Annotated in this window: 15 protein-coding genes; 9 read left to right on the forward strand and 6 right to left on the reverse strand. The window is 23.9% G+C overall.

The genetic code is table 4. From position 1 onward, the window contains the following. Nucleotides 1–140: 140 nt before the first annotated feature. Complete coding sequence (locus ACJA29_RS00915) at nt 141–839, reverse strand: hypothetical protein (protein WP_406602753.1); 699 nt, start codon at nt 837–839, stop codon at nt 141–143. 417 nt (nt 840–1256) lie between these two features. Continuing rightward, complete coding sequence (locus tag ACJA29_RS00920) at nt 1257–2525, reverse strand: leucine-rich repeat domain-containing protein (protein ID WP_406602754.1); 1269 nt, start codon at nt 2523–2525, stop codon at nt 1257–1259. A gap of 223 nt (nt 2526–2748) precedes the next feature. Here ACJA29_RS00920 and ACJA29_RS00925 point away from each other — a divergent pair, with 223 nt between their 5' ends. From ACJA29_RS00925 to ACJA29_RS00945, 5 genes are all read left to right on the forward strand, one after another. Further along, a complete protein-coding gene (locus ACJA29_RS00925) occupies nt 2749–3066 on the forward strand; it encodes a holo-ACP synthase (protein WP_406602755.1) in 318 nt (105 codons plus the stop codon). Next, nucleotides 3056–4000, forward strand: a complete 945-nt coding sequence (locus ACJA29_RS00930; RefSeq protein WP_406602756.1) for a 1-acyl-sn-glycerol-3-phosphate acyltransferase — start codon at nt 3056–3058, stop codon at nt 3998–4000. The genes ACJA29_RS00925 and ACJA29_RS00930 overlap by 11 nt, the downstream gene beginning before the upstream one ends. Nucleotides 4001–4078: 78 nt before the next feature. Beyond that, on the forward strand, nt 4079–4834 hold the full coding sequence (locus ACJA29_RS00935) for a segregation/condensation protein A (protein ID WP_406602757.1): 756 nt from the start codon (nt 4079–4081) through the stop codon (nt 4832–4834). A 3-nt stretch (nt 4835–4837) separates the two neighbouring features. Next, nucleotides 4838–5422, forward strand: a complete 585-nt coding sequence (gene scpB, locus ACJA29_RS00940; RefSeq protein WP_406602758.1) for an SMC-Scp complex subunit ScpB — start codon at nt 4838–4840, stop codon at nt 5420–5422. 2 nt (nt 5423–5424) lie between these two features. Then, the gene (locus tag ACJA29_RS00945; protein ID WP_406602759.1) at nt 5425–6264 is read left to right on the forward strand and encodes a pseudouridine synthase; all 840 of its coding nucleotides are present in this window, start codon (nt 5425–5427) and stop codon (nt 6262–6264) included. Nucleotides 6265–6274: 10 nt separating this feature from the next. On the opposite strand, the gene ACJA29_RS00950 is transcribed toward ACJA29_RS00945, so the two are convergent. Further along, a complete protein-coding gene (locus tag ACJA29_RS00950) occupies nt 6275–7807 on the reverse strand; it encodes a TrkH family potassium uptake protein (protein WP_406602760.1) in 1533 nt (510 codons plus the stop codon). Nucleotides 7808–7899: 92 nt separating this feature from the next. On the opposite strand from ACJA29_RS00950, the gene ACJA29_RS00955 reads away from it, so the two are divergent. Next, a complete protein-coding gene (locus ACJA29_RS00955; RefSeq protein ID WP_406602761.1) occupies nt 7900–8625 on the forward strand; it encodes a potassium channel family protein in 726 nt (241 codons plus the stop codon). Nucleotides 8626–8636: 11 nt separating this feature from the next. Here the strand turns inward: ACJA29_RS00955 and era are convergent, their stop codons facing one another. From era to ACJA29_RS00970, 3 genes are read right to left on the reverse strand one after another with little or no spacing between them, the layout of a single operon-like run. Beyond that, entirely contained in the window at nt 8637–9518 is an 882-nt protein-coding gene (gene era, locus ACJA29_RS00960) for a GTPase Era (RefSeq protein ID WP_406602762.1), read from the reverse strand. Beyond that, complete coding sequence (gene cdd, locus ACJA29_RS00965) at nt 9519–9935, reverse strand: cytidine deaminase (protein ID WP_406602763.1); 417 nt, start codon at nt 9933–9935, stop codon at nt 9519–9521. A 30-nt stretch (nt 9936–9965) separates the two neighbouring features. Further along, nucleotides 9966–12122, reverse strand: a complete 2157-nt coding sequence (locus ACJA29_RS00970; RefSeq protein ID WP_406602764.1) for an ATP-dependent Clp protease ATP-binding subunit — start codon at nt 12120–12122, stop codon at nt 9966–9968. 235 nt (nt 12123–12357) lie between these two features. On the opposite strand from ACJA29_RS00970, the gene rplJ reads away from it, so the two are divergent. The 3 genes from rplJ (at nt 12358) to ACJA29_RS00985 (ending at nt 13789) form a co-directional block, all read left to right on the forward strand. Further along, complete coding sequence (gene rplJ, locus ACJA29_RS00975) at nt 12358–12858, forward strand: 50S ribosomal protein L10 (RefSeq protein WP_406602765.1); 501 nt, start codon at nt 12358–12360, stop codon at nt 12856–12858. A gap of 33 nt (nt 12859–12891) precedes the next feature. Continuing rightward, nucleotides 12892–13260, forward strand: coding sequence for a 50S ribosomal protein L7/L12 (rplL, locus tag ACJA29_RS00980; RefSeq protein ID WP_406602766.1), 369 nt, complete (start codon nt 12892–12894; stop codon nt 13258–13260). Nucleotides 13261–13471: 211 nt separating this feature from the next. Continuing rightward, entirely contained in the window at nt 13472–13789 is a 318-nt protein-coding gene (locus ACJA29_RS00985; protein ID WP_406602767.1) for a hypothetical protein, read from the forward strand.

Here is a 13789-nt window from a genome sequence, read left to right on the forward strand (position 1 = left end):
TTCATAATAAAAAGCTTTAAAAAAAGTCAAATTGATTACAATTTGTAAAATAAATTTAAAATTTACCATTTTCAATAAATATAAAATCTTATCTGCATATTACAGAAGAAATATTGAAATGATATAAAGTTAATTAAAAATTATAATTTTCTTTTAATTCATTCATTGTAATCAATGTTTATTAGTGAGCAACCATATATTGTTTTATTTTTTATTTTATAAGTTTCAAAATCTTTTACAATGTTTGTATTATCTTTTAAATATTTTTTAGTGAAATTAGCAACAATTAATTCATTGAATAATATAGGACTATTTTCTTTAGAGTTTGCAAGAAGAGCTAAAGTAATTGCTAGATCTACTGATTCACTTTTAAAAAGAGTATTAACATTCTTTTGACTTGAACTTTGTTGATAATTTTCTTTAGAAAAAACAAGTCCAATACCAAAATCTATAATTAATTCATTTTTATCAAGTTTAACATCAATAATATTTTTAGCTATTCTTTTATTGAAATGTCATTTAAAAGTATTTAAATTTACAGCACATTCAAAAATTTTTTGAATCTTTTCTTTAGTAGGTGTTTCGAATCTTCCATAAATAATATCACTATGATTGCTTATATAATCAACATCATAATAATTCATAATTTTTTTAATTTCATAAAACAATTCTGAAAGAATTATTAATCAATTTTTTTTACCTAAAGATTTAATAATTTTATCTGGGTTTAAAATATGAATTGCTATTGAAGAGATTAATTCTTTTTTAAATTTTTGATTTGGTTTAGCAAATGTATCATAAATACGATCATCTATTTTTTTTCATAATTCATTATTCATAAATAAGATCTCCTATTCATTTTTAAAATTGAGATTTTGTTAAGTTTTCAATTTATCAAAATTTAAATAATTTATATTTTAAATTATAAAAATGTTTTGAAAATAAAAATTTTAAATTAGCAAGATATTAATGAAATATCTATTCTAATTAATTTCGTTGTTAATTTGAAATCGCCCAATAAAGATCAAAATAATCATAATAAAAATAAAAACAAGGGCATACCAAGGTATACTCTTGTTTTAATTATTTAATTTTATATATAAATTATTTTTAAGAACTGATTATATAAATTATTTTTAAGAACTGATCATTTTTATACATAAAATTTTTAAGAACTGATCATTTTTTTGTCTAGAAAATTTTATTTTGATTTTTGTTTTTTATATTAAGAAGTTTTTAAAATACTTTAAAGTTAATTAAGCTCTATTAATAATTACATCAGCATCAAATGAATTAATAGCTTCATCATTTTCTGTAAATTCACAAGCTAATGTTAATGTTACATTTGTAATTTCATTAAGTCTAAATGCATTATCTCCAATAAATCCAACTGATGAAGGGAATTCTACATTTGTCAATTTATTTAATCTAAATGCTTCATCTTCTATTCTATTTACTTTTGTACCTAATTTTAAGTCACTAATTTGGTTATTTGTAAAAGCTGAAGAACCAATTGTTGTTACTGAATCAGGAATAATTAATGAACTAATTTTGTTATTTGCAAAAGCAGATGAACTAATTTTTTTAACTCCTGCACCTAATTTTAAATCATTGATTTGATTGTCACTAAATGCTGAAGTTCCTATTGTTTTAACACTGTCAGGAACTACTAATGTTTGAATTGTATTACCACTAAATGCATATGAACCAATTGAAGCTAAATTTAATCCTAATATTAATGAGTTAATTTGGTTTTGTTTAAATGCATGTGAACCAATTGTAGTTACAGAGTTAGGAATTGCTAATGAATTAATTTGGTTGTTTGTAAAAGCAAAGTTCCCTATTTTTGTTAATGATTGAGGTAATTGAATTAAAGATATTCTATTATTGTTAAATGCATAGTCGTCAATTGTTTCTAGTTGTCCACCAAAAATAATTGAAGCAATAGCATTATTTTCAAATGAATGTTTTCCTAATGATTTAACTGAATCAGGTAAACTTAATTTTTCAATTTTGTTTCCATTAAAAGCATAATCTCCAATTGTTTGTAATTCTTTTATTGGAGCATTTTCACCTTCTTCTCCTGTTACAACATCTGATTGAGCAGGTGGTGTGAATTCTAAAACACTTATTGAGTTATTTTCAAAAGCATTATTTCCAATTGAATTAATTGTTTGTAATAATTTTAATGATGTTAAATTGTTGTTAGCGAATGCATAATCACCGATTGATTCTAAATCCGCTTCAATTGTTAATGATATAAGTCCTTTATTTTTAAAAGCATTTGTTCCTACACCTTTAATTGTTACACCTTGAATTTGTGCCGGAATAGTAACAACTGATTCTATTCCTGTATATTTTGTAATATATCCTGTTTCTTTATTTACATATATACCGTTTTCTTCTACCTCAACAGCTTCTGCAGCATTGTTAATTGTATTAGCCCCACATGATATAACTGACATCACAGGAACAGCAGCAACTGCAAGTCCTCCTAGTCCTAAAAATAATTTTTTTGTAAGCATTTTTCCCTCCTTATTTTCTAGCATTACATAATCCATTGTAAGCAAATTTAAAAGGAAATTTTTGAATTTTTTTTTGCTCTTATATATTTAATTTATTAAATTAAAAAAAGTGAAAAATTTTTTCAAAAGTGATGATTTTTCTTAGTAGTTTATTAATTTTTTGTATAAATTTTTAGTTCAAACTTCTCTAGTTTTTGGGCTAATTTATTATAGAATATTTTGTATGATAACAATAGGTGTTGATATTACTTCAATTAAAAGATTTGAAGATAAAAAAATTAATTTTATTAAAAAGGTTTTATCTGACAATGAATTTATTGAATGAGAAAAAACTGAAAACAAATTATTATATTTAGCTCAAAGATGAGCAATTAAAGAAGCATTATTTAAAGCTAATAATAATTTACATGATTATCATTTAATAAATATAGAAAGAGATAAAAAAGGAATATTTAAATATAAAAATTATAAAATATCAACATCTAAAGAAAATGAATATGTAATTGCATTTGTTATAGGAGAGATTAAAAATGATGATTAGATTAAAAATATGATTTGCAGCTAGAAAAGCAAAAAAATATTGATTATATTCTTTAAAAGATAATGAAAGATATAATCTTCAATTTAGAACCAATTTTATTGTTAAAAAAATTAGTTCATTAATGAAATCATTAAATATAGAAGTGGTTGTAAAAGGATATGATAATTTATCTTCTTCAGGTCCGTGTTTTTTATATGGTAATCATCAAGACAATTTTGATGCTCTTGCTTTGCTATATGCCCTAAAAGCACAAACAGAAGCAAAAGATGACTTTAATAAGATTGCTACTTTTATTGCAAAACACTCTCTACAATATAAAAGCTATATTAGATATCCATTAAATTGCATTGATACATTTTATTTAGAACGTGATGATTTTAGAAAAAGTTTACAAGTTTATGAAAAATTTGGAAAATTTGTAAAAGAGAATAAAACATATGGTGTTATTTTTCCAGAAGGAACAAGAAACCGTGAATCCTCAATAGGAGAATTTAAACCAGGAGCTTTTAAAGTAGCAATTAAAGAATATGTACCAATTGTTCCTTTTACTATTAATAATTCAGTTGGAGCTTTTGATTTAAAAAGAAAAGATAAATTAAAAATAGAAGTAATTTTTCATAAAAGAATTGCTCCTAGTTCTTTTATTAATCAAAACACAATAGCTTTGAGTGAAAGAATTAAAAAAATAGTGGCATCTTCTTTTGTGAAACCTCAATATGAATTCCAAGTAACAAAATCTGAAATAGAAGATATTGAAAAATCAAAAGCTGCAATTAAATGAAGAAAAAAACAAGAAAGAGAAGCCAAAAAAGAAGCTAAAAAAGAAAGAAATTTGAGAAAAGAAGAACAAAAATTAATCAAAGAACAAAATAAGATGGATTTGAAATACGAACAATATATAACAAAAAAAGAAAACAAAAAAAATAAAAAATAATCTTTATTTTATAATTTATATTAATTTATATTCAAAAAGCATTAATGCTTAACAGTTATAAATTAAAGAGGAGATTAAATGAAAAACACAAAAAATGTTGATCCTAATGATATGAATTTCTTTTTAGGAGATTTTAATGGACCTCTTGATTTATTATTAGAATTAATTAAAAAGAAAAATGTTGATATATTTGAAATTGATTTGGTTCAATTAGCAACCCAATATTTGAAAATAATAGAAGACTTAAAAGCAAAAGATATTGATATAGCTAGCGAATATTTAGTTATGGCTTCAGAGCTTTTATATATTAAAGCTCGTTTAATTTTAGCAGATCCAGAAATTGCTAAAGAAGTAGAAGAAGATAAAATGAGAATATTAAGATTATTAGCAGAATACCAAGAATTTAAAAATATTTCTCAAGAGTTAAAACTTCAAGAAGAAAAAAGAAAAGAAATTTTTATTAAAAAACCATCAAATGTTGATGAATTTGAATTAGAAGTTGACGAAGCAGCTTTAGATGGTTTTGGAACAACATCAAAATTAATTAAAACTTTAAGAAAAATGTTTGAAAGAATTCATGCTGATAAATTAAGAAAAATTAAATTAGAAACTTTTAATTTATCTCCTTCCGAAAGAAGAGAGCAAATTAGAAAAATTATTGATCAATTAAAACAAGATACAATCCCTTTTGAATTAATCTTTAATGTACCTACATTAAATCATTTTGTAATTACATTAATTGCAATTTTAGATATGTCAAGAATAGAAGAATTAATATTAGAACAATCAAAACAATTCGATGAAATTATCATAAGAAAAGGAGTAAACTATTAAAATATGACATCAAGAGATAAAATAATTGAATCTTTAATCTATATTAAAGGTGATGAAGGTATAAAAATAGAAGATATTAAAGAAGTTTTTCACTTAGAAACTCTTGCAGTAGCAAAAGATTTAATGAATAAATTTGTAGAAAATTTCAATAATGAAAAAAGAGGATTAAGAGTAGAAGAATACAATGGAATATATAAATTTGTAACAATAAGTGAAGCAAAAGAATTTATTAGCTCTTTAATTTCACATGAAAAAAGATCTAAATTATCAGATTCAGCTTTAGAAGTTGTGGGAATTATTGCATATAAAGCTCCTATTACAAGATCAGCAATTAATGCAATTAGAGGTAAAATTTCAGATCATATTGTTAATTTATTGATGTTAAAAGGTTTAGTAGAAGAAGTAGGTATTGCAAAAACTCCGGGTAATCCAGTTTTATTTGGTATAACAGATAAATTTTATGATTATTTTAGAATTAGATCATTGAATGAATTGCCTAGACTATCTGAATTTGCGAATATTGATCTAGAAAATGATGCCACAGAAGAAATCATTGACTTATATGGATCTCAAAGAGAAGAATTTTAATAATGAATTTAATTAAATTAAAGGCATCTAAAAATGATGAAGGAAGAACATTATTTAAATTTTTAGTAAAAAATTTAAATAATGTGCCTGTTTCTGCAATTGAAAAAGTTTTTCGATTAAAAGATGTGAAAGTAAATGGCATCAAAACAAATAATAAATCATATTCAGTGGTAAATAATGATGCTATTTGAATTTATGGTTTAGAAGATGTTAAAAAAAATGTAACTTATCAAACAAAAATAGATTTTAAAGTTATTTATGAAGATAAAAATATTTTAGTAATTAATAAACCAATCAATGTATCTATGCATGGATTTAATGATTCATTAGATAATCAAGTTTTGTCATATCTTAATTATAAGCAAACAGATTCATTTATTCCTTCAAGTATTGGAAGGTTAGATCGAGTTACTTCAGGATTGATTATATATGCTAAAACTTATTCAGCATTAGTTCAATTAAATAATAAGATTAATTTACATGAAAAATATTATCTTTTAAAATCAGATTTTCCTTGACCTAAAAAAGAAGTTATTTTTTATGCAAGAAAAAATAAAAAAACAAATGATATGGAATTATTTGATACTAAACCGGGCCTGCTGATGCATACAATCTTTTTTCAAGATAAGAATAAAAAATATGCTTTAATTAAGTCTGGTAAAAAGCATCAAATAAGACTTACTTTATCACATTTAGGATATCCTATTTATGGAGACAAAAAATATGGTGGTTTGCATGATAAAAGAGTTTATTTGCACTCATATAAAATTGTTTTTCATAATCTTGAAAATGAATTAGATTATTTAAATGATACTCAATTTGTTTGTGATATTAAATGATAATTGCTTTAATTTATCCAATTAAAATATCTTCTTCTATATAAGTATAGTTATTTTTAGGATTATTTTTTCTTCACACAAGCATTGTTGAAGAAATACCTAATTGACCTATAAACATTACAAGAATTAAGACAAGTTTAGATAAGATATTCAAACTAGAAGATAAACCCGTTGTTAATCCTGCAGTTCCAAAAGCTGAACATACATCATATAAAATATCAGAAAATCTTAATACTTCACTACTTGCACTTCCTCATAATGTATTTAATGAAGTAAAACATATTAAAGTTGCAAACATTACAGTGACTATTGAAATTGCAAAAACAATGAAAGAAGAATAAATAATTTCATCTGAAATTTTTCTTTTAAACATTCTTACTCCTTTAACCCCTCTAAATCTATTTCAAATAGCCACAATAATAATTGCTAATGTTGTTGTTCTAATTCCTCCAGCAGTTGATGAAGGAGCTGCTCCAATAAACATCATTATTGAAAAGATGATTAATGTTGGTGCTGTAAATTTAACAATAGAAGGATTAAGTGTTGTAAACCCGGCACTTCTTGTTGAAAAAACATGAAAAATAATTGCCATGACTTTATCTCCGTTGCTACCAGCATTAGGATTATTTCAAATACCTTGCAAATTGATGTTTGCATTAGCAAGACTTTTATTACCTATTTCAAAAGTTAATGTAAAAACAAGACCAAATATAAATACTAATAAATAAGTTATTGAGCTTACTTTGGTAAATAATGAAAACTTAAAATCAGTTCTTCCTTTTGCTTTATGAACAATAAATTGAACAGTTTCATAAATAACAGGATATCCTATCCCTCCAATGATTAATAAAATAATAAAAACTATTTGGATTGAATAAACACTATAGTAAGGATATAATGAAGAATCACTTAAAACATCAAATCCGGCATTGTTAATAGCTGAAATTGAGTGAAAAATAGCAGCTTTAAATGATAATAAAACATTATGATTAGGATCATATTGACTAAAATCTTTGGTTATTCCATCTATTTCTCAAACAAAATTACCTTTTTCACAATAAAACATAATTCACAAAATTAAAGTTGAAATCACTATGGAAATAAATAGAAAAATAATTGAGGTTTTAATAGTTTTTTTCAGTTGTCCCATACTATTAGAACCTCTTTCTTTTTCTAAAATATTTCGAGATGTTATTGAAATAGTCTTTTTGAAAACAATATTAATTAAAAAAACTTTAAGTGCAAAAATACCTATACCACCTATTAGGATAAGTAAACAAATAATAAATTGTCCAAATTCACTTCAAGTTTCTACTGTTGTTTGAGTGGTCAATCCAGTGTCACTAAAAGCAGAAGCTGCTGTAAAAACAATATCAATAAATGAAATATGTATTCCATCTTTTTGTGAAATAGGTAAAGATAATATAATTGAAAAGAAAATAGTGATAATTAAATAAACTAAAAATATTATTTGAATATTAGATAAATTAAGGAGAAATTTTTTCAATTTAAATCAAATATTTTTCGATTTTTGTTTTCATTCCATAAAAATTAATTATATATTTTAATTTTTTTAAAGTTATAATAATTTAAAATAATATTTTAAAATATTTAAATTATTGATTTAAAAAGGGTTCTATGTCTAGAAAGAAAAAAAGTAATATTTGTGTAATAGGAGTAGGTAGATTTGGTTCTGCTGTTATTGAAGAGTTAGTTAGTCAGGATATATCAGTCTTAGCAATCGATATGGATGAAAAACAATTATCAAATTATGTTAATTCACCCTTAGTAACTACTGTTGTAGCAGATGCTTCAGATATCCAAACTCTTCAAGCTTTAGGAATTACAGAGATGGAAACTATTATTGTTAGTTCTCCTAATAATATAGAAGTTGTTGCAACTTTATTAGAATTAAATATTGAACATATTATTGCTCGTGCAGCATCTTCACGTCATGCCCGTGTTTTAAGACAAATAGGAGTTGATTTAATTGTTAGACCAGAAGTAGAAGCTGGAGCAAGAACTGCTTTGATTGCTACAAACTCTAATTTCATCAAATTTTCCAAAACATTAACAGAAATTGGTAATGGTTTTGTTATTGGTTCTTCTCATGTTTTAAATAATAATTTTATTAATATTCAATTGAAAGATTTAAAATTCAACAACTATGGAATTACTTTAGTATTAATAAAAAGAGGTAGAGATTCCTTCTTGCCAAAAGCTGATATTAAATTTCAAATCGGAGATGAATTAATGGTTGTAGGAAAAATAGCTGATGTTACTAAATTTTTTGGATTACTTAACGAAGATAATCCGACAATTATTTCAAAAAGAATTAATAAGAGATCTTTTAAAATTAAATAGTTATAGAAAAATTAATAATGAAATTTTTTAATCATTTTTTCATTATTAATTCAATTTTTATTAATTTTTACAATAAGTTTTAAATTAACATTAGTATGAAATTTTTGGCTAATTATTTTTTTGGCCATGGTTCCTATTTTTTTTATCATTGAACCATTTTTGCCAATAATAATACCTTTTTGTGATTCTTTTTTACAAAAAATAGTAGCTTCTATTGTTCTAAGATTTTCATTTTCATTAATATCATAATTAGTAATTTCAATTGCTATTGAATGAGGTAATTCATCACTTAAATTTTCAATTGCACTATATCTAATAATTTCTTTTGCAAGAAATAATTCACTTCGATCTGTAATTGCGTCTTCTTCATATAAATTTTGACCATCATAAGAGTATTTTTTTATTTCATCTATTAAGTTATTAATTGAAGATCTTTTTTTAATACTAATAGGCAATATTGCTTTAAATTGATAATTATCAAGAATTTTTATTTTTTCATTTAATGAAAAATCTTCATCTTTTTTTATTAAATCAATTTTAGTAATTAAAGCAATTTTGTTTTCAAAATTCTTAATTTTATCTAGAATTAATAAATCACCCTTTGATATCACTTCATTTACAGGTTGTAAGAACAAAATTAAATCAACATCTTCAATTGTTTCTAAAGCTCTTTTATTTAGTTCATCACCTAATTTAGATAATGGTTTATGAATTCCAGGAGTATCTAAAAAAACTCATTGATATTCCTCATCATTGTAAATTCCTAAAATTTGATCCCTAGTAGTTTGAGGCTTAGGAGAAACAATTGACAAATCATAATCAATTATTTCATTTAGGAGAGAAGATTTACCTACATTAGGTCTACCTATAATTCCAATTCAACATAATTTCATTTATTTTTTAGCACCTTTAATATTTTTTTGATCAATTGCTAAAGGAAAAATTTTAGAAAATTTTTTTCTAATACTTTCTCCTTTATTGTTATACATAATTACATCACAATCATTTTTAATATGTTCACTTATAGTTTGTCTACAACCTCCACATGGAGATAAATAATCTTTTGAATCTGGTGAAAAAATGTGAATTTTTTTAATATTAGCAATATTTACATTATTATTAATGGCTGAATGAATTGCTACTCTTTCAGCACACATTGTATTAGGATAAGATGCATTTTCAATATTAACACCATAAAAATTTTGATCACCTTGATTTTCAAAAAAAGCAACTACACGAAAATTAGAATAAGGAACATAAGCATATTGAGAAAGTTCTTTTAATTTTTCTAATAATTTTTCATTATTCATAAATATCTAAATTATATTATATTATAGTATTTAATTTAATAAATCTTCTTTCATGACAATTTTTCCAAATTTATCACATGTTAATTCATATGTCTCATTTTTTTTCATATCATGAGAAATAATTTTTTTAGCAATAAAAGACTCTATATCATTTTTAATTAAACGATTAATAGGTCTTGCTCCAAAAATTTTGTTATAACCATTTTTTAAAATATATTCATTAATTTTAGGGCTGAATTTTATTGTAATATCTTGATTTTCCAATACTCTTGATGATAATTTTTTCAATTCTTTTTCAATAATTTTTTCGATCACTTTTTCATCTAAAGGATTAAATACAATTATTTCATCAATTCTATTAATAAACTCTGGTCTAAATACTTTTTGCATTTCTTGAATAACTTTTTGCTCAGCATTTTTATTTTCTAAAATAATATTAGAACCTATATTAGATGTCATAATGATAATAGTATTTTTAAAATTAATTTCTTTACCTTTTGAATCTTTTAAAATCCCATCATCTAAAATTTGTAGCAAAATGTTTAATACATCAGGGTGAGCTTTTTCGATTTCATCAAAAAGAATTACACTATAAGGATTTTGTCTTACTTTGTCTGATAATTGAGACATTTCCCCATATCCAACATATCCTGGAGGAGATCCTATTAATTTAGATATTGAATGAGCTTCCATAAATTCAGACATATCTATTCTAATCATTTGTTTTTCACTATCAAACAATGAAAAGGCAAGTGTTTTAGCAAGTTCTGTTTTTCCAACACCTGTTGGTCCTAAAAATATAAATGAACCAATTGGTCGATTAGGATCATTAATATTTGCTTTTGATCTTAAAATAGTTTCAGATACTAATTTTGTAGCATGTTCTTGACCAATTACTCTTTGATTTAAATCATTTTCTAAATTTAATAATTTTTTAGATTCACTTTCAACTAATTTAGCAACTGGAATTTTGGTTCATTTAGAAACAATTGCAGCAATTTCATTTTCTCCAACACTATCACGAACTAATGATTGATCAATTTTAGAATTATTTTCTAATTTTTTAATTTCCTCTTCTAATTCAGGAATAGATTTATATAATAATTCAGAAGCTTTTTCATAATTAGATTCATTTTGATATTGAACTAATTTTTGTTTTAATTGTTCTAATTGATATTTTTTTGATGATATTTGTTCCACAGATTGTTTTTCAGATTGTCATTTTTGAGAAACTTGATCAATTTCTTTATTAATAGAATTTAATGTTTCTTCTATCTCTTTAATTCTGTTATTTAGTTTTTCATTATTATCTGCATTATTTTTTTCTTTAGAAAGAGCAATTTTTTCCATTTCTAAAGCCATTTTTTTCTGTTCTAATTTCTCTAATATTTCAGGTTTAGAATTCATTATTGTTTTTAATGTAGCAGCGGCTTCATCAACTAAATCAATTGCTTTATCTGGTAAAAAACGATCAGAAATAAAACGTGAAGACATTTTAGCAGCAGCTACTATAGCGCTATCTTCAATTTTTACACTATGAAAAGATTCAAAACGTTCTTTAATTCCTCTCATAATTGTAATAGTATCTTCTATAGAAGGTTCTGCTACATCCACTTTTTGCATTCTTCTTTCTAAAGCAGCATCAGTTTCAATGTATTTTTTATATTCATCATATGTTGTTGCTCCAATTAGCATCATTTCCCCACGAGCAAGCATAGGTTTTAATATGTTAGCAACATCCATAGCATTATTTGCAGAGTTTTTCCCTGTTCCTACAATCATATGAACTTCATCAATAAAAATAATTATTTTTCCATTAGATTCTTTAATTTGCTTTGTTAGATTTTTAATCCTTTCTTCAAATTGACCTTGAAAAGATGCTCCAGCAAACATTGAAGCTAAATCAATTTCTATTAATTCTTTATCTTTTAAATTTTCAGGAACATCACCTAAAGCAATCTTTTTAGCAAGACCTTCTACAATTGCTGTTTTACCCACTCCAGGTTCACCTACTAATATAGGATTATTTTTGGTTTTTCTAGAAAGAATTCTAATCACTCTTCTAATTTCATCATCACGGCCTATAATAGGTTCTAACTTATTCTTGCTAGCCAATTCTGTTAAATTTTTTCCATATTTTTTTAATGAATCAACATTTTGTTCATTAGGCATAAAATTAAAATCCATAATTGCCTCCTTAAAATCATTAGTATTAGTTATTTATTTTTAATCTAACACAAATAACCTAATCAAATTATAGCACTTTAATTTATTGAGTGCTAAATTTATTTTATTAATATTTTTAAAAATATTATAGAATTTTAATTGCAATACATGAAGACAGTAACTGCAATAATTGCTTAATTTGTTACCAAATGTATAAATCTTTTTTGTATTGTAAATAAAATATCAAGGAGGTCATATGAGTTTCTTGAAAGAACAAAAAATCTTGAAAGCTAAAGAAATTAGTGATAAGATTTCTAAGTCTCAAGCAATTGTAGTTGCTAGATACCAAGGATTAACTGTTAAAGAAATCCAAGCATTAAGAAAATTAGCTAAAGAAAAAGATGTTGAAATTAAAGTATATAAAAATCGTTTAGTAAAAAAAGCGATTGAAAATACAGAATTTAGTTCTTTATCAAGTACTTTAGTTGGGGCAAATATGTTTGCTTTTTCATATTCAGATTATTTATCTGCTGCCAAAGTTCTATATGATTTTAGTAAAAAACATAAACAAGTTGAACTAATTTCAGGTATAGTAGAACAAAAAGTTGCAGATAAAGCTGAAATTATGGATATTGCTACATTACCAACTTATGAAGAAGCATTGACAATGTTGGCAACTTCATTACAAGCGCCAATTAGACAAATTGGAATTGGGTTGAAAATGTTAGTTGATGAAAATAAAGTTAAATCTGAATAAAAATAATTAAATGTTAAGAATAAGGAGATAAACATGGCAAAATTAACAAAAGAATCATTTATTAGTTCATTAAAAGAAATGAACATTAAAGAAGTAATGGAATTAGTAGAAGCTTTAAAAGAAGAATTTGGTATTGATCCTTCAGCAGTAGCAGTTGCAGCAGCAGCTCCTGCTGAAGCAGCAGCTGAAAAAACAGAATTTAAAGTTGTTTTAAAAGGTGATGGTGGAAACAAAGTTGCTGTTATTAAAGTTGTAAAAGATGCAACTGGTTTAGGATTAATGGATGCTAAAAAACTTGTTGAATCAGCTCCTGCTACAGTTAAAGAAAATATTAAAAAAGAAGAAGCTGAAGAATTGAAAAAATTATTGGAACAAGCTGGTGCTCAAGTTTTAGTTGAATAATATAAAAGCTTGATTTAATTTGAATATAAAAAATGAAAAGACCAACATCTTTTCATTTTTTTTGGATATTTAAGTAGTACTCCCTTCTTTTTTTGTTTTTACATTTTCATTATAAATATATTTTGTAATGTTATCCAAAAGTTTTTTTGTAATTAGCATCTATTAAATTTTTAATATTAATTTTTATAATTAATTTAAAATTTAAAAGTGTATGAAAATAATTTTAGATAAAAAACCTAAACGAGAATTTTCTTACCATATGAGAAATTCTTTTAGAAATATTTTGATTATGCTTTCATATACTTTGGGCTTTTGTTTATATGCTTTTATATATTTAGTATGAACAATAGATTTTAATAATTTAAGTTATTTATTAAATTGAATTATTATTCCAATTTTAGGATTTATATTAGGAATTTGTCATATGTTTTTTATTTATAAAGGTTCTTTATTTTGTAAAGCATTAATTATGTTTTCAATTATGTTTTATACATTTATTTTGCCTGTAGTGATAGCATTTGTTAATTAG

The sequence above is a fragment of the Metamycoplasma sualvi genome (assembly GCF_045276925.1).
In the GTDB taxonomy this organism is placed as follows: Bacteria; Bacillota_I; Bacilli_A; order Mycoplasmatales; family Metamycoplasmataceae; genus UBA710.